General features: G+C 69.7%; 17 protein-coding genes. 14 read left to right on the plus strand and 3 right to left on the minus strand.

The features are described 5' to 3' along the window. The first annotated feature begins 6 nt into the window (after window positions 1-6). From ACFWUQ_RS04635 to ACFWUQ_RS04700, 14 genes are all read left to right on the plus strand, one after another. Complete coding sequence (locus tag ACFWUQ_RS04635) at window positions 7-654, plus strand: L-threonylcarbamoyladenylate synthase (RefSeq protein ID WP_384532704.1); 648 nt, start codon at window positions 7-9, stop codon at window positions 652-654. Further along, on the plus strand, window positions 651-1,307 hold the full coding sequence (locus ACFWUQ_RS04640) for a protein-tyrosine-phosphatase (protein ID WP_384532707.1): 657 nt from the start codon (window positions 651-653) through the stop codon (window positions 1,305-1,307). Before ACFWUQ_RS04635 ends, ACFWUQ_RS04640 begins: the two co-directional genes overlap by 4 nt. 112 nt (window positions 1,308-1,419) lie before the next feature. Beyond that, window positions 1,420-2,649: a serine hydroxymethyltransferase gene (gene glyA, locus ACFWUQ_RS04645; RefSeq protein WP_384532710.1), complete on the plus strand. Its 1,230-nt coding sequence runs from the start codon at window positions 1,420-1,422 to the stop codon at window positions 2,647-2,649. 116 nt (window positions 2,650-2,765) lie between these two features. Continuing rightward, window positions 2,766-4,100 (plus strand): MraY family glycosyltransferase, encoded by a 1,335-nt coding sequence (locus ACFWUQ_RS04650; RefSeq protein WP_384532712.1) that lies wholly within the window; start codon window positions 2,766-2,768, stop codon window positions 4,098-4,100. A gap of 274 nt (window positions 4,101-4,374) precedes the next feature. Further along, window positions 4,375-4,812 carry a hypothetical protein gene (locus ACFWUQ_RS04655; protein WP_384532715.1) on the plus strand — a complete coding sequence of 146 codons (438 nt, stop codon included), beginning with the start codon at window positions 4,375-4,377 and terminating at the stop codon, window positions 4,810-4,812. 210 nt (window positions 4,813-5,022) lie between these two features. Further along, entirely contained in the window at window positions 5,023-5,859 is an 837-nt protein-coding gene (gene atpB / locus ACFWUQ_RS04660; protein WP_384532806.1) for a F0F1 ATP synthase subunit A, read from the plus strand. A 74-nt stretch (window positions 5,860-5,933) separates the two neighbouring features. Continuing rightward, complete coding sequence (gene atpE, locus ACFWUQ_RS04665) at window positions 5,934-6,164, plus strand: ATP synthase F0 subunit C (RefSeq protein WP_384532717.1); 231 nt, start codon at window positions 5,934-5,936, stop codon at window positions 6,162-6,164. A 51-nt stretch (window positions 6,165-6,215) separates the two neighbouring features. Beyond that, complete coding sequence (locus tag ACFWUQ_RS04670) at window positions 6,216-6,749, plus strand: F0F1 ATP synthase subunit B (RefSeq protein WP_384532808.1); 534 nt, start codon at window positions 6,216-6,218, stop codon at window positions 6,747-6,749. Then, window positions 6,746-7,561, plus strand: coding sequence for a F0F1 ATP synthase subunit delta (locus ACFWUQ_RS04675; protein ID WP_384532720.1), 816 nt, complete (start codon window positions 6,746-6,748; stop codon window positions 7,559-7,561). The genes ACFWUQ_RS04670 and ACFWUQ_RS04675 overlap by 4 nt, the downstream gene beginning before the upstream one ends. Before the next feature lie 133 nt (window positions 7,562-7,694). Then, window positions 7,695-9,290, plus strand: coding sequence for a F0F1 ATP synthase subunit alpha (gene atpA / locus ACFWUQ_RS04680; protein WP_384532722.1), 1,596 nt, complete (start codon window positions 7,695-7,697; stop codon window positions 9,288-9,290). 20 nt (window positions 9,291-9,310) lie between these two features. After that, window positions 9,311-10,228, plus strand: a complete 918-nt coding sequence (locus tag ACFWUQ_RS04685) for a F0F1 ATP synthase subunit gamma (RefSeq protein ID WP_384532725.1) — start codon at window positions 9,311-9,313, stop codon at window positions 10,226-10,228. Next, window positions 10,228-11,670: a F0F1 ATP synthase subunit beta gene (gene atpD, locus ACFWUQ_RS04690; protein WP_384532727.1), complete on the plus strand. Its 1,443-nt coding sequence runs from the start codon at window positions 10,228-10,230 to the stop codon at window positions 11,668-11,670. Before ACFWUQ_RS04685 ends, atpD begins: the two co-directional genes overlap by 1 nt. A 165-nt stretch (window positions 11,671-11,835) precedes the next feature. Then, entirely contained in the window at window positions 11,836-12,207 is a 372-nt protein-coding gene (locus ACFWUQ_RS04695) for a F0F1 ATP synthase subunit epsilon (RefSeq protein WP_281209075.1), read from the plus strand. Window positions 12,208-12,368: 161 nt separating this feature from the next. Next, window positions 12,369-12,815, plus strand: coding sequence for a DUF2550 domain-containing protein (locus ACFWUQ_RS04700; protein WP_384532730.1), 447 nt, complete (start codon window positions 12,369-12,371; stop codon window positions 12,813-12,815). A gap of 101 nt (window positions 12,816-12,916) precedes the next feature. Here ACFWUQ_RS04700 and ACFWUQ_RS04705 read toward each other — a convergent pair whose 3' ends face one another. The 3 genes from ACFWUQ_RS04705 to ACFWUQ_RS04715 form a co-directional block, all read right to left on the minus strand. After that, window positions 12,917-14,821 (minus strand): glycosyl hydrolase family 18 protein, encoded by a 1,905-nt coding sequence (locus tag ACFWUQ_RS04705; protein ID WP_384532733.1) that lies wholly within the window; start codon window positions 14,819-14,821, stop codon window positions 12,917-12,919. A gap of 124 nt (window positions 14,822-14,945) precedes the next feature. Next, window positions 14,946-15,611 (minus strand): response regulator, encoded by a 666-nt coding sequence (locus ACFWUQ_RS04710; RefSeq protein WP_384532736.1) that lies wholly within the window; start codon window positions 15,609-15,611, stop codon window positions 14,946-14,948. Next, complete coding sequence (locus tag ACFWUQ_RS04715) at window positions 15,608-16,792, minus strand: sensor histidine kinase (protein WP_384532738.1); 1,185 nt, start codon at window positions 16,790-16,792, stop codon at window positions 15,608-15,610. Before ACFWUQ_RS04715 ends, ACFWUQ_RS04710 begins: the two co-directional genes overlap by 4 nt. Window positions 16,793-16,924: the final 132 nt, after the last annotated feature.

A 16,924-nucleotide genomic window follows, 5' to 3' on the forward strand; every position in this document is an offset into this window, starting at 1 on the left:
CCGCTGATGGCCCGGCGATACGACTGCAACGACGCGACGGACCGCAAGACGGGCCTGCGTGAAGCCGCCTCCGCCGTACGCCGCGGCGAGCTCGTCGTGCTGCCCACCGACACCCTGTACGGGATCGGCGCGGACGCCTTCAGCCCGGACGCCGTCCACGAGCTGCTGGCCGCCAAGGGCCGGGGCCGCAACATGCCCACGCCGGTGCTCATCGGCTCCCCGAACACCCTGCACGGCCTGGTCACGGACTTCTCCGAGCAGGCGTGGGAGCTGGTCGACGCGTTCTGGCCGGGCGCGCTCACCCTCGTCGCCAGGCACCAGCCGTCGCTGGCGTGGGACCTCGGGGACACCCAGGGCACCGTGGCCGTGCGCATGCCGCTGCACCCCGTCGCGATCGAGCTGCTGACCGAGGTCGGCCCGATGGCGGTGTCCTCGGCCAACCTGTCGGGGCAGCCGGCGCCCGAGGACTGCGACGCGGCGCGCGAGATGCTCGGGGACTCCGTGTCCGTGTACCTGGACGGCGGGCCGACGCCCGGCATCCAGCCGTCGTCGATCGTCGACGTCACCGGCAAGGTGCCCGTCCTGCTGCGTGAAGGGGCGCTCACCGCCGACCAGCTGCGGGAGGTCGTACCCGACCTTGAGGTGGCCCCGTGAGCCCTGAGGGGCGTGGCATAGCCGGGGGGCACCTCTCGGCGGAGGCCGGGGGCGACTCCTTCCGCATACTCCACGTCAGCACCGGCAACGTCTGCCGCTCGCCCATCACCGAGCGGCTGACGCGCCACGCCCTCTCGCACCGCCTCGGCGGCATCGTCTCGGGCGACCTCATCGTGGAGAGCGCCGGCACCTGGGGCCACGAGGGCGCTCCGATGGAGGCGAACGCGGCCGCGGTGCTGGCGGACTTCGGGGCCGACGCCAGCGGGTTCACCGGGCGGGAGCTGCTCGACGAGCACGTCATCCGCGCCGACCTGGTGCTGACGGCCACGCGCGACCACCGGGCCCAGGTCATCTCCATGGGGCACTCGGCGGGGCTGCGCACCTTCACGCTGAAAGAGTTCACCCGGCTGGTGCGGGCGATAGATCCGGCCACCCTGCCGCCGCTGGACGACGGCATGGCCGAGCGGGCGCGGTCCCTGGTGCGGGCGGCGGCCGCGCTGCGCGGCTGGCTGCTGGCCCCCACGCCCGACGCGGACGAGGTGTACGACCCGTACGGGGCGCCGATCACCTTCTTCCGCTCGATCGGCGACGAGATCAATCAGGCGCTGGACCCCGTGGTCACGGCGCTGACGGGCGTCACCGCCCCGCACTGACCCCGTGGGCGGGCGGCTGCGGCGCCGCGCGACGGGCCGGCCGTGTTCCGCAGGGCGTACAGCCGGGAGCGGGCCTACAGTGGCTGGTACCCGGTACCCCTGGAGTCGCGCCATGAGCGTCATCACCCCGCCGACGGACCTGCTGCGGCAGCAGGACCCGCAGATGGCCGACGTGCTGGCCGGGGAGGCGCACCGGCAGGCGAGCACGCTCCAGCTGATCGCCGCCGAGAACTTCACCTCTCCCGCCGTCCTCGCCGCGCTCGGGTCACCGCTGGCCAACAAGTACGCCGAGGGCTATCCCGGCTCCCGCTACCACGGCGGCTGCGAGTACGCCGACCTGGCGGAACAGCTCGCGGTGGAGCGGGCGAAGGCGCTGTTCGGGGTCGAGCACGCCAATGTGCAGCCGCATTCGGGCTCCTCGGCCGTCCTCGCCGCCTACGCCGCACTGCTCAGGCCCGGGGACACCGTGCTGGCCATGGGGCTCCCGTACGGCGGCCACCTCACGCACGGTTCGCCCGCCAACTTCTCCGGGCGCTGGTTCGACTTCATCGGGTACGGCGTGGACACGGAGACCGGGCTGATCGACTACGAGCAGGTGCAGCAGCTCGCCCACGCGCACCGGCCCAAGGCGATCGTCTGCGGCTCCATCTCCTACCCCCGCCATGTCGAGTACTCGGCCTTCCGGGAGATCGCCGACGAGGTCGGGGCCCACCTGATCGCCGACGCCGCCCATCCGATCGGCCTGGTCGCGGGAGGCGCCGCGCCCAGCCCCGTCCCGTACGCGGACATCGTGTGCGCGACCACCCACAAGGTGCTGCGCGGGCCGCGCGGGGGGATGGTCCTGTGCGGCGCGGAGTTCGCCGAGCGGATCGACCGGGCGGTGTTCCCCTTCACGCAGGGCGGCGCCCAGATGCACACCATCGCCGCCAAGGCCGTGGCGTTCGGCGAGGCCGCCGCTCCGGCCTTCGCCACGTACGCCCACCGGGTCGTGGCCAACGCCCGGGCGCTGGCGCAGGCACTGGCGGACCTCGGCTTCACCGTCACCACGGGCGGTACCGACACCCACCTCGTGACCGCCGACCCGGCGCCCCTGGGCGTGGACGGTCCGACGGCCCGGGGCCGGCTGGCGGCGGCCGGGATCGTACTGGACACCTGCGCCCTGCCGTACGGCGACCAGCGCGGGATCCGGCTGGGGACCGCGGCCGTCACCACCCAGGGGATGGGGGAGGCGCAGATGCCCGGGATCGCGGAGCTGTTCGCGGCCGCACTGCACGGAGAGGCGGCGAGGACCCGTGCGGAGGTCAACGAGCTGGTGCGCGAATTTCCCCCGTACGGGCAGTAATCAGGACAAGCAGGGCGTACCGCAACCGGGATACGGCCCCCTCGCGTCCTCGGCACTGGGAACATCGCAGCTAATGTGTGGGGCTGAGATGGCCGGCGATACATCTGGGGCAGCCCGTGCGTGAATATCTGCTGACGCTTTGCGTCACGGTCGCGGTGACCTACCTGCTGACCGGGCCCGTGCGGAAGTTCGCGATCGCGGTCGGGGCCATGCCGGAGATCCGGGCCCGTGACGTGCACCGCGAGCCCACCCCGCGACTCGGCGGCATCGCCATGTTCGGCGGCCTGTGCGCGGGCCTGCTGGTCGCGGACCACCTGCAGAACCTCAACGGCGTCTTCGAGCTGTCGAACGAGCCGCGGGCCCTGCTCTCCGGGGCCGCCCTGATCTGGCTGATCGGCGTGCTCGACGACAAGTTCGAACTCGACGCCCTGGTCAAGCTGGGCGCGCAGATGATCGCCGCCGGCGTGATGGTCATGCAGGGCCTGACCATCCTGTGGATCCCGGTACCGGGACTCGGCACGGTGGCCTTGACCCAGTGGCAGGGCACCCTGCTCACCGTCGCCCTCGTCGTGATCACCGTCAACGCGGTGAACTTCGTGGACGGGCTGGACGGCCTGGCCGCCGGCATGGTGTGCATCGCCGCCGCGGCCTTCTTCCTCTACACCTACCGGATCTGGTTCGGCTACGGCATCGAGGCGGCCGCGCCCGCGACGCTCTTCGCCGCGATCCTGATGGGCATGTGCCTGGGCTTCCTGCCGCACAACATGCACCCCGCGCGGATCTTCATGGGGGACTCCGGGTCGATGCTCATCGGCCTGGTGCTGGCCGCCTCCGCCATCTCCATCACCGGCCAGGTGGACCCCGACACGATGGCGCTGTTCGCGGGTGGCGAGCGCAACGCGACGCACGCGATGTTCCCCGTCTTCATCCCGCTGATCCTGCCCCTGACGATCATCGCGATCCCGATGGCCGACCTGGTCCTCGCCATCGTGCGGCGGACCTGGAAGGGCCAGTCGCCGTTCGCGGCCGACCGGGGCCACCTGCACCACCGGCTGCTGGAACTCGGGCACTCCCACAGCCGCGCGGTGCTGATCATGTACTTCTGGTCAGGGCTGATCGCCTTCGGGGCGGTGGCCTACTCGGTGCACTCCGCCTCGATGTGGATCGTGCTGGCGCTGGCCATCCTGAGCGCCGTCGGCTTGATCCTGCTGCTCCTGCCGCGCTTCACCCCGCGCGCTCCGCGCTGGGCGGAGGGGCTGGTTCCGCCCCGGTACCGGCATGCGGCGCGGGCCGCGGAAGCCGCCGCCGAGGCGGCCGCGCAGGAGGCGCCGGCGACGGAGCCGGAGCCCCTCAGGCCCGTCGTCGCGGGTGTCTCCGGCGTCAACGGGGCGACCGCCGTGGGACCCCGTTCGCGCTTCCCCGACCGGCGTAAGGCCGAGTCGAACCGCTGACCCTCCGGGAGCATGTCCGACATGGAAGCCCTTTAGCAGACAAGTCGGCTGTGTGTCGCGCACACACGCGCAGGGTCACTCTCATGTGTGACAGTCGGCACACCTGGCAGGTAAAGCTCTCATCAAATAGTTTGTGATACCGTTCACTAAACCCGGCGACAGAGCCGAAGGACCGTAGTGCGACGGTCCATTGGCCCGAGGCTCACACTCGGACCGGGCTTACGCTCGTCCCGTACGAGTCCCATGCCCCCACCACCACGCGGAGCAACCCGCCATGCGGTCTGATGACGTCCGATCCCTGCTGCAAGCCGCCGTACCCACAGCTGTCGCCGGCGCTCTCGCCGCAGTGATCAGCGCGCTGGTCGTCGGCGGCAAAGGCGCGGTCGGAGCCGTTGTCGCGACGCTGGTCGTGATTCTGTTCATGGGCATCGGATTCGTCGTTCTGCAGCGCACCGCGAAGTCGCTACCGCACCTCTTCCAGGCCATGGGGCTCATGCTCTACACGGCCCAGATCCTGCTGCTCTTCGTCTTTGTCGCGGCGTTCAAGAACACCACGCTGTTCCACCCCAAGGCCTTCGCCGTCACGCTCGTCGCCACCACCCTGGTGTGGATCGGCGCACAGACGCGTGCGCACATGAAGGCCAAGATCCTTTACGTCGAACCGGACTCGATGAAGGGCGACAAGCCCGGGAATTCGGGGCCGACGCCGTGAAGGGTAGGGCCGGGATAAGCGGGCGTTCGAGATCCTGCTATCGTCCGGTGCCAACTGCGGCACTGCGGGCGCGGGCATCTGAGCTGACGCCTGTCCCATCGCGAGGCTCGATGCCTGAACGCCGCCCCCACACCCGTAACACCAGTCCAGTGCCGACCAGCGGCTGTGCGCCGCGCCGACACAACGAGGTTGCCGTACCTATGCGCCACGCTGAAGGAGCCCGCGGTGAGTGCTGACCCGACGACGGTGCTCGCCTTCGAGACCGACTGCCACATCTTCGACGGTTGTGGCTTCCCGGCTCCCGGCCTGCACTCGTTCCTGTTCGAGCCGATCTTCGGCGACGCGGACAGCAACATCTACTTCAACAAGACGATGCTGCTGGCCCTCCTCGGATCGGTCGTCATCCTCGCCTTCTTCTGGGCGGCCTTCCGCAAGCCGAAGGTGGTCCCGGGCAAGCTCCAGATGGTCGCCGAGGCCGGCTACGACTTCGTGCGCCGCGGCATCGTCTACGAGACGCTGGGCAAGAAGGAGGGCGAGAAGTACGTCCCCCTGATGGTCTCGCTGTTCTTCTTCGTCTGGGTCCTGAACCTCTGGTCCATCATTCCGCTGGCCCAGTTCCCGGTGACCGCGATCATCGCGTACCCCGCCGGCCTCGCGGCCATCGTGTACGTGATCTGGATGAGCGTGACGTTCAAGCGTCACGGCTTCGTCGGCGGCTTCAAGAACCTGACGGGCTACGACAAGTCGCTCGGCCCGGTCCTGCCGATGGTCATGGTCATCGAGTTCTTCTCGAACGTCCTGGTCCGCCCCTTCACCCACGCGGTCCGACTGTTCGCGAACATGTTCGCCGGTCACACCCTGCTGCTGCTCTTCACGATCGCCAGCTGGTACCTGCTGAACGGCATCGGAATCGCCTACGCGGGCGTCTCGTTCATCATGGTCCTGGTGATGACCGCTTTCGAGCTCTTCATCCAGGCTGTCCAGGCGTACGTCTTCGTCCTCCTGGCCTGCAGCTTCATTCAGGGCGCGCTCGCCGAGCACCACTGATACCCGCTCCCTGAGTCCCTTATTCGTCCGGTGGCCAACCCCCACCGGTCCGTGAAAGAGAAGGAAGAACTGGCATGTCCCAGACCCTTGCTGCCGTCACCGGCTCCCTCGGCTCCATCGGTTACGGCCTCGCTGCCATCGGCCCCGGCGTCGGCGTCGGCATCATCTTCGGTAACGGCACCCAGGCTCTCGCTCGTCAGCCCGAGGCGGCCGGTCTGATCCGCGCCAACCAGATCCTCGGCTTCGCCTTCTGTGAGGCGCTCGCCCTCATCGGTCTGGTCATGCCGTTCGTCTACGGCGTGTGATCTTCGGATTCACGACCAGTCCACTAGACGAAAGGCACTGATGTGAACCTCATGGTTCTCGCGGCCGAGGAAATTCAGAGTCCTCTGATCCCGCCGCTCCCCGAGCTCGTCATCGGTCTGATCGCCTTCGTCATCGTCTTCGGCTTCCTCGCGAAGAAGCTCCTCCCGAACATCAACAAGGTTCTGGACGAGCGTCGCGAGGCCATCGAAGGCGGTATCGAAAAGGCAGAAGCCGCTCAGACCGAGGCCCAGAGCGTGCTGGAGCAGTACAAGGCCCAGCTCGCCGAAGCCCGGCACGAGGCCGCGCGCCTGCGCCAGGACGCGCTGGAGCAGGGCACTGCGCTCAAGGAAGAACTGCGCGCAGAGGGCCAGCGGCAGCGTGAGGAGATCATCGCTGCCGGTCACGCCCAGATCGAGGCCGACCGCAAGGCCGCCTCTCAGGCGCTGCGCCAGGACGTGGGCAAGCTCGCCACCGACCTGGCCGGCAAGCTCGTCGGCGAGTCCCTTGAGGACCACGCCCGGCAGAGCCGCACGATCGACCGTTTCCTCAGCGAGCTTGAGGAGAAGGCCGAGGCCGCCCGATGAACGGAGCGAGCCGCGAGGCACTGGCCTCCGCACGCGAGCGTCTCGATGCGCTGACGGACAGCACGTCCGTCGACGCGGCGAAGCTCGCCGGTGAGCTGGCTGCCGTCACCGCGCTGCTCGACCGTGAGGTCTCGCTGCGTCGGGTCATCACGGACCCGGCGCAGTCCGGCGAGGCCAAGGCCGAGCTGGTGGGCCGCCTGCTGACGGGCCAGGTGGGCGGGGAGACCCTCGACCTGGTGTCCGGCATGGCGCGGTCCCGCTGGTCGCAGTCCCGCGACCTGGTGGACTCGCTGGAGGAGCTGGCGGCCACCGCCGACCTCACGGCGGCCCAGCAGTCGGGCGCGCTCGACGACGTCGAGGACGAGGTGTTCCGGTTCGGCCGGATCGTCTCTTCGAGCACCGAGCTGCGCTCCGCGCTCACCGACCGCACGGCCACCGGCGCGGCCAAGAGCGAGCTGCTGCGCAGCCTGCTCGGCGGCAAGGCGAACGCCGTCACCGAGCGCCTGGTCGTCCGTCTCGTCACGCAGCCGCGTGGACGTAGCCTGGAAGCGGGACTGGAGTCCCTTTCCAAGCTCGCCGCCGAGCGCCGTGACCGCATGGTCGCCACCGTGACCACCGCGGTCGTGCTCAGCGACGTGCAGAAGCAGCGTCTCGGTGCGGTACTGGCCAAGCTGTACGGCCGCCAGATGCACCTGAACCTCGACGTGGACCTCGAGGTCCTCGGCGGGATCTCGGTGCGAGTCGGCGACGAGGTCATCGACGGCACCATCGCGGACCGCCTCTCCGAGGCGACCCGCCGCATGGCCGGCTGACCAGCCACCAAGCACAGAACAAAAGCATTCCTAGCGGCCCGGTTGGGCCGTGCAGAACTTGCAGAAGATTCCTGGGGGTCGCCCCCAGACCCCTAAGAAGCTTCAGGCCCAACAAGGAGAGCAGGGAACCCAGATGGCGGAGCTCACGATCCGGCCGGAGGAGATCCGGGACGCACTGGAGAACTTCGTCCAGTCGTACCAGCCGGACGCGGCCTCGCGCGAGGAGGTCGGAACGGTCAGCGTTGCCGGCGACGGCATCGCGAAGGTGGAGGGCCTGCCCTCCGCCATGGCGAACGAGCTGCTGAAGTTCGAGGACGGCACCCTCGGTCTCGCCCTCAACCTTGAGGAGCGCGAGATCGGTGCGGTCGTCCTCGGCGAGTTCAGCGGTATCGAGGAGGGCCAGCCGGTGCAGCGCACCGGTGAGGTGCTCTCCGTAGGCGTCGGCGAGGGTTACCTCGGCCGCGTTGTCGACCCGCTCGGCAACCCGATCGACGGTCTCGGCGAGATCGCGACCGAGGGCCGCCGCGCCCTCGAACTGCAGGCCCCCGGCGTCATGGTCCGCAAGTCGGTCCACGAGCCGATGCAGACCGGCTACAAGGCCATCGACGCGATGGTGCCGGTCGGCCGCGGCCAGCGTCAGCTGATCATCGGCGACCGCCAGACGGGTAAGACCGCCCTGGCCGTCGACACGATCATCAACCAGCGCGACAACTGGCGCTCGGGCGACGTGAACAAGCAGGTCCGCTGCATCTACGTCGCCATCGGCCAGAAGGGCTCGACCATCGCGTCCGTTCGCGGCGCCCTGGAAGACGCCGGCGCGCTGGAGTACACGACGATCGTCGCCGCCCCGGCGTCCGACCCGGCCGGCTTCAAGTACCTGGCGCCGTACACCGGTTCCGCCATCGGCCAGCACTGGATGTACGCCGGCAAGCACGTCCTGATCATCTTCGACGACCTGTCGAAGCAGGCCGACGCCTACCGCGCCGTGTCGCTGCTGCTGCGCCGCCCGCCGGGCCGCGAGGCCTACCCGGGTGACGTCTTCTACCTGCACTCCCGTCTGCTGGAGCGCTGCGCGAAGCTCTCCGACGACATGGGTGCCGGTTCGATGACCGGTCTGCCGATCGTCGAGACCAAGGCGAACGACGTGTCGGCGTTCATCCCGACCAACGTCATCTCCATCACCGACGGCCAGTGCTTCCTGGAGTCCGACCTGTTCAACGCGGGCCAGCGCCCGGCGCTGAACGTCGGTATCTCGGTCTCCCGCGTCGGTGGCTCCGCCCAGCACAAGGCCATGAAGCAGGTCTCGGGCCGTCTGCGCCTGGACCTCGCCCAGTACCGTGAGCTGGAGGCGTTCGCCGCCTTCGGTTCCGACCTGGACGCCGCGTCGAAGGCCTCGCTGGAGCGCGGCAAGCGCCTGGTCGAGCTGCTCAAGCAGGGCCAGTACCAGCCGATGCCCGTCGAGGAGCAGGTCGTCTCCGTCTGGGCCGGCACCACCGGCAAGATGGACGACGTCCCGGTCAACGACATCCGTCGCTTCGAGTCGGAGCTGCTGGAGCACCTGCGCCGCGAGCGCAAGGACCTCCTCACCTCCATCGCCGACGGCGGCAAGATGTCGGACGACACCCTGACGTCGATCGCGGACGCCATCGCCGGCTTCAAGCAGCAGTTCGAGACCTCGGACGGCAAGCTCCTGGGCGAGGACGCGCCGGCCGTCAACGTCTCCAAGTGACGACGGAAGGGACCTGACTCATGGGAGCGCAGCTCCGGGTCTACAAGCGTCGCATCCGTGCCGTCACGGCGACCAAGAAGATCACCAAGGCGATGGAGATGATCGCCGCCTCGCGCATCGTCAAGGCGCAGCGCAAGGTGGCGGCATCGATGCCGTACGCGACCGAGCTCACCCGTGCGGTGACCGCGGTGGCGACCGGCTCGAACACCAAGCACGCCCTGACGACCGAGGTCGAGACGCCGACCCGGGCCGCGGTTCTGCTCGTCACGAGCGACCGCGGTCTGGCCGGCGGCTACTCCTCGAACGCCATCAAGCAGGCGGAGCGGCTCACCGAGCGGCTCCGCGGCGAGGGCAAGGAGGTCGACACGTACATCGTCGGCCGCAAGGGTCTGGCCTACTACGGCTTCCGCGAGCGCAAGGTCGCGGATTCGTGGACCGGCTTCACCGACAGCCCGGCCTACGCCGACGCCAAGCGCGTCGCCGGACCGCTGATCGAGGCCATCCAGACGGAGACGGCCGAGGGCGGCGTCGACGAGCTGCACATCATCTACACGGAATTCGTGTCGATGATGACGCAGAACGCCGTGGACGGCCGGATGCTGCCGCTCAGTCTCGACCAGGCTGTGGAGGAGAGCGGTACGAAGGGCGAGATCCTTCCGCTGTTCGACTTCGAGCCGTCGGCGGAGGACGTCCTCGACGCCCTGCTGCCGCGCTACGTCGAGAGCCGTATCTACAACGCACTGCTGCAGTCGGCCGCTTCCGAGCACGCCGCCCGCCGCCGCGCGATGAAGTCGGCGACCGACAACGCCGGGGATCTCATCAAGAGCCTCTCCCGGCTTGCCAACGCGGCCCGCCAGGCCGAAATCACCCAGGAAATCAGCGAGATCGTCGGTGGCGCGAGCGCCATGGCTGACGCGACCGCGGGGAGTGACAAGTAATGACGACCACTGTTGAGACGGCCGCCGCCACGGGCCGCGTCGCCCGGGTCATCGGCCCGGTCGTCGACGTGGAGTTCCCCGTCGACGCCATGCCCGAGATCTACAACGCCCTCAAGGTCCAGGTCGCCGACCCGGCCGAGGACGGCAAGCTCAAGACCCTGACCCTTGAGGTCGCGCAGCACCTGGGTGACGGACTCGTCCGTACCATCTCGATGCAGCCGACCGACGGCCTGGTCCGCCAGGCCGCGGTGACGAACACGGGCGAGGGCATCACCGTCCCCGTCGGTGACTTCACCAAGGGCAAGGTGTTCAACACCCTCGGTGAGGTGCTGAACTACCCGGAGGCGAACGCCGAGGTCTCCGAGCGGTGGCCCATCCACCGCAAGGCCCCTCGCTTCGACGAGCTTGAGTCGAAGACCGAGATGTTCGAGACCGGCGTCAAGGTCATCGACCTTCTCACCCCGTACGTCAAGGGTGGAAAGATCGGTCTGTTCGGTGGTGCCGGTGTCGGCAAGACCGTTCTGATCCAGGAAATGATCTACCGCGTCGCCAACAACCACGACGGTGTGTCGGTCTTCGCGGGCGTCGGTGAGCGTACCCGTGAGGGCAACGACCTCATCGAGGAGATGGCCGAGTCGGGCGTCATCGACAAGACGGCCCTCGTCTTCGGCCAGATGGACGAGCCCCCGGGCACCCGTCTGCGCGTCGCGCTCGCCGGTCTGACCATGGCGGAGTACTTCCGCGATGTGCAGAAGCAGGACGTGCTCTTCTTCATCGACAACATCTTCCGGTACACCCAGGCGGGTTCCGAGGTGTCGACCCTGCTCGGCCGTATGCCCTCCGCGGTGGGCTACCAGCCGAACCTGGCCGACGAGATGGGTCTCCTCCAGGAGCGCATCACCTCGACCCGTGGTCACTCGATCACCTCGATGCAGGCCATCTACGTCCCCGCGGACGACCTGACCGACCCGGCGCCGGCGACCACCTTCGCCCACCTCGACGCGACGACGGTTCTCTCCCGTCCGATCTCCGAGAAGGGCATCTACCCGGCCGTGGACCCGCTGGACTCGACGTCCCGCATCCTCGACCCGCGGTACATCGCGGCGGACCACTACGCCACGGCGATGCGCGTCAAGGGGATCCTCCAGAAGTACAAGGACCTCCAGGACATCATCGCGATCCTCGGTATCGACGAGCTGGGCGAGGAGGACAAGCTCGTTGTCCACCGTGCCCGTCGCGTCGAGCGCTTCCTGTCGCAGAACACCCACGTGGCGAAGCAGTTCACCGGCGTGGACGGTTCGGACGTTCCGCTCGACGAGTCGATCACCGCGTTCAACGCCATCTGCGACGGTGACTACGACCACTTCCCCGAGCAGGCGTTCTTCCTGTGCGGTGGCATCGAGGACCTGAAGGCGAACGCCAAGGAGCTGGGCGTCTCCTGATCCGGCGCGCTCCGCGAGGAGCGCATCCGGTTCGCAGGCCACCAGCGAATGCTGACAGTGTCTGCAGACGGAGAGGGGCGGGTATGTCCCGTCCCTCTCCCCACGCCCATTAGAATTTGACCCAACACCCGGCCGACCCGCCGGGTGGTGACCCGAGGAGCCACCTTGGCTGCTGAGCTGCACGTCGAGCTGGTCGCGGCGGACCGCAATGTCTGGTCCGGCGAGGCCACCCTTGTTGTCGCCCGCACCACGTCCGGCGACATCGGCGTCATGCCCGGTCACCAGCCGCTTCTCGGTGTGCTGGAATCGGGCCCGGTGACCATCCGTACCAGCGAGGGCGGCACTGTCGTCGCCGCGGTGCACGGCGGATTCATCTCGTTCGCGGACAACAAGCTGTCCCTGCTGGCCGAGATCGCCGAGCTCGCGGACGAGATTGACGTCCAGCGTGCGGAGCGGGCACTGGAACGTGCGAAGTCGGAGGCCGATGCGGCCGCCGAGCGTCGCGCTGATGTCCGGCTGCGCGCCGTAACGGGCTGATCGCCCGTCGGAGTTTGAACCGCCGGGCCCTGGAGGGAGACCTTCGGGGTTCGGCAGACCTCAGCCGCGGTCCGTGCTGGAATTTTCCAGACCGGGTCGCGGCTGAGGCGATGCGGGTCCGTTTTTCGTGAGGTATTCGATGAGCGAGGAGGTCGGTGAAGATGCTCCTCGCTCTGCTTGTGAGCGGCCTGGTCGTAGCCCTGGTGGTGATCGGGCTGTTTGTCTTCGGGCTGCGTCGCAGACTCATCCAGCGGTCCGGCGGGACCTTCGACTGCAGCCTGCGCTGGGGCGTGGCCGAGGAGCCCGACATCTCCGGCAAGGGCTGGGTGTACGGGGTGGCCCGCTACAGCGGTGACCGGATCGAGTGGTTCCGGGTGTTCAGCTACTCACCGCGCCCGCGCCGGCTGCTGGAGCGGTCCTCCATCGAGGTCCTCGCCCGCCGCGCGCCCGAGGGCGAGGAGGAGCTGGCCCTGCTCTCCGACGCCGTCGTGCTCGGTTGTCGCCACCGCGGGACGCGTCTGGAGCTGGCGATGAGCGAGGACGCGCTGACCGGCTTCCTGGCCTGGCTGGAGGCGGCGCCTCCCGGCCAGCGGGTGAACGTCGCCTGACGCGGACATGAGGAAGCCGGGGGGACGGGGGCGGACCCGTCCCCCCGGCTTCGTCTTGCACCGGGTCCGGTCGGTGGGGTCACCGGAGCCCGTCGGCGGGGCTACTGGAGCCCGGTGTGGATGGCGTTCGCCAGCTCACCGTTGGTGGTGTCGCCGCTGAACTCCCAGAAGAAGGCTCCCTTGAGGCCCTGCTGCTTGGCCCAGGTCATCTTGCCCGCGATGGTGGCCGGGGTGTCGTAGCTCCACCAGTTGCTGCCGCACTTGGCGTAGGCCGTGCCGGCGACGGTGCCGGTGGCGGGGCAGCTGGCCTTGAGCACCTTGTAGTCCTCGATGCCCTGTTCGTACGTGCCCGGCGCGGGCCCGGTGGCGGTGCCGCCGGGGGCGGCCTGCGTGACCCCGGTCCAGCCGCGGCCGTAGAACCCGATGCCGAGGTTGAGCTTGGATCCGGGGATGCCCTTGCCCTTGAGCTTGGTGATCGCGGCCTCGGAGTTGAAGCCCTGCTGCGGGATGCCGCTGTACGAGGTGAGCGGCGAGTGCGGGGCCGTCGGGCCCTGCGCCGCCCAGGCGCCGAAGAAGTCGTACGTCATGACGTTGTAGAAGTCGACGTACTGCGCGGCTCCGGCGTAGTCGGCGGCGTCGAGCTTGCCGCCGTTGGAGCCGTCGGCGGAGATGGCGGCGGTGACCAGGTTGTTCGTGCCGAACTTGGCGCGCATGGCCTGCATCATGTTCTTCAGCGCGGCGGGGCCGCTGGTGTCGCAGGACAGGCCGCAGGCGTTCGGGTACTCCCAGTCGAGGTCGATGCCGTCGAAGACGTCCGCCCAGCGCGGGTCCTCGACCAGGTCGTAGCAGGACTGCGCGAAGGCGGCGGGGTTGGCCGCGGCCTGGCCGAAGCCGCCGGACCAGGTCCAGCCGCCGAAGGACCACAGCACCTTGATGTTCGGGTACTGGGCCTTCAGCTTGCGCAGCTGGTTGAAGTTGCCGCGCAGCGGCTGGTCCCAGGTGTCGGCCTTGCCGTCGACGCTCTGGTCGGCGGTGTACGCCTTGTCGTAGTCGGCGTAGGCGTCGCCGATGGTGCACCGGCCGCCCTGGACGTTGCCGAAGGCGTAGTTGATGTGGGTGATCTTCGCGGCGGAGCCGGAGGTGACCAGGTTCTTCACGTGGTAGTTGCGGCCGTAGACGCCCCACTCGGTGAAGTAGCCGAGCTTGACCTTGCCGCCCGGGTCCGGGGGCTCGGTGGTGCCGCCCGGTGTGGTGACCGACAGCTCGCCGGAGGAGGGGCCGGTCTGGTCGGCGCTGTCGCGGGCGGTCACGGAGTAGCGGTACGTGGTGCCCTTGGTCAGGCCGGTGTCGGTGTGCCCGGTGCCGGTGACGGTCGCGATCCTGGAGCCGTTGCGGAAGACGTCGTAGTTCTTGACGCCCTTGTCGTCGGTGGCCGCCGCCCAGGTCAGGGCCAGTGAGGTCTCGGTGACACCGCTCGCGGTGGGGGCGCCGGGAGCGGACGGCGGGTTGTCGCCGGGCTGGGTGGCGCCGTCGCAGGAGCCGCCGTTGACCTTGCAGCCGCCGGGGGCGCCCGGGCCGGCTCCGTTGAAGCCGAAGCTGATGCTGGCGCCGGGGGAGAGGGTCCCGTTCCAGCCGACGTTCTTGCCCGTCCAGTGGGTGCCCGAGCTGGTGACGGTGGCGTCCCAGGCCGAGGTCACGGAGGTGCCGGCCGGGAAGTCCCACTCCACGGTCCAGCTGGTCAGGGTCGTGGTGCCGGTGTTCCTCACCGTCCACTTGCCCTCGAAGCCGGAGCCCCAGTCGGAGACCTTGGTGTAGGTCGCGGTCGCCGAGGTGGCGGCCTGGGCCGGGCCGGCCAGCGCGACGAGCCCGGACACGGGCACGGCGAGGGCGGCGAGGACCGCCGCGACCCGGGTGAAGAACCGGGTGCGCCGGGTGCGGGGTGGGGATGCTGTGCTCAAGGGTGCTCCTCCGTAGGTCCGTCGCGGTCGTGGGGCCGACCGGGACATGGGGGTGGGACCTGCGCCGCCCGTGAGCACGCTTTGTCATGGCACGCTCACCACAGTGTTGCGGTGAGCGTAGAAAGGTCTGGACCAAGCGTCAAGAGGTCCAGACCTCATCGGGGGAACTCCCTCACGCCTGCTCGTGGAGCTCCAACTCCTGCGCCAGTACCGCTGCTTGGACCCGGCTGCGCAGCTCCAGCTTGCCCAGCAGCCGGCTGACGTGGGTCTTCACCGTCGCCTCCGCCATCGACAGCCGCACCGCGATCTCCGCGTTCGACAGGCCGCCTCCCAGACAGCCGAGCACCTCCCGCTCCCGCGGCGTCAGCGAGGCCACCGCGGCCTGCGTGGCCGGCGGGACCTGCGGCCGCGGGGCCCGCGGAGCCGCGAACTCGGCGATCAGCCGCCGGGTCACCGACGGGGCGATCAAGCCCTCGCCGCGCGCGACCGTCCGTACCGCCTCGATCAGCTCCGCCGCCTCCGCGTTCTTGAGCAGGAAGCCGGCGGCCCCCGCCCGCAGCGCCCCGAAGACGTACTCGTCCAGGTCGAACGTGGTCAGGACCAGGACGTCGGCCAGCCCCTCGGCAACCACCTGCCCGGTCGCCGACACCCCGTCCAGCCTCGGCATCTGCACGTCCATGAGGACGAGATCCGGCCGCAGTTCCCGGGCCAGGCGGACGGCCTCCTCGCCGTCGGCGGCCTCGCCCACCACCTCGACGTCGCCCGCGCTGCGCAGGATGAGCACCAGCCCCGCCCGGACCGCGCTCTGGTCCTCCGCCACCACCACCCGGATGGTCATGCCTCCACCGCCTTCTCCTTCGCGGGCAGGGTCGCCCGTACCCGCCACCGGGCGCCGTCGCGGCCCGCCGTGAACGTACCGCCGAGCAGTTCCGCCCGTTCGCGCATGCCGATCAGCCCGACCCCGGAACCGGGCGCGCGGGGGCCGGGCCGGTCCCCGTACGGAGACTCCACCAGCACCGACAGCAGCCCGTCCGAAGCGCTCACGCGGACCGTGACCGTCCCCGGGGCGCCGTGTTTGACGGCGTTGGTCAGCGACTCCTGGACGATCCGGTACGCGGCCAGCTCCACCGGCGCCGGGACCGGCTCCCCGGCGGGCCGCTCGTCACGGAGTACGAAGTCCAGCCCGCCCGCCGCACCGCCCGCGCGGGCCCGCTCCAGCAGGGCGTCCAGCCCGTCCAGCGAAGGCGTGGCCGCGGCCTCCTGCTCCGCGCCGGCCTCCCGCAGCAGTCCGATCAGACGGCGCATCTCGGCCAGGCCCTGCACGCTGTTCTCGCGGATCACCCCGAGCGCGTCGCGACTGGTCCGGGCCGTGTCGATGGACAGCGCCGCCGTGGAGTGGATCGCGATGGCGGACAGGTGGTTGGCGACCATGTCGTGCAGCTCCCGGGCCATTCGGGCGCGCTCGGCGACGACGGCCTGCGCCCGGTCCATCTCGGCGAGCAGCGCCGTCTGCTCGGCGCGCAGCCGGGCCGCCACCGCGGCCTCGCGGTGGTTGCGCAGGGTGGCGCCGGTCAGCGCCGGACCGAAGCTGACGATGCCCGTGACCACTCCGATCAGCAGTGCCTCCGGGGAGCGCAGCCAGACGAGCGCGGCGATCGTGACCGCGACGGTGATCAGGCCCGTGGTCACCGGGAGCCGCCGGGCCGTCGCGGGCTTGCCGTAGACGACGGCCGCGTACATCAGGTCGGTGAAGATCAGGACGGTGGCGATGCTGCCGACCGTGAACTGGTCCGCGACCAGCCCGGCGGTACCGACGGTCAGGGTCAGCCGGGGCAGGGTCCGGCGCACCAGCTCCAGCGAGCCGAGCACCAGGAGAGGGACCAGCGCGGCCCACGCGGGCAGCGGTTCCCGGCCGGGGCTGCTGTGGGCCCCGAGCGACCACAGCACCAGTCCCGCGAGCACGCTGCCCGCGGCGAGCAGCACGTCGTCGCGGTGGGGGCGGAGCTTCGTCGGGGTCACGCTCCCATCCAACACGGTGGGGAGGGCGCGGTCCTCGGCTGCCGGGGGGAACCGGACTACATCGAAGGATGCAGTCCCCGCTCCTCACCGCTGACGACGAAACGGGCCGTCGCGGACGGGAGTCTGGAAGGG

Source organism: Streptomyces sp. NPDC058662, from assembly GCF_042716255.1.
Lineage (GTDB): Bacteria > Actinomycetota > Actinomycetes > Streptomycetales > Streptomycetaceae > Streptomyces.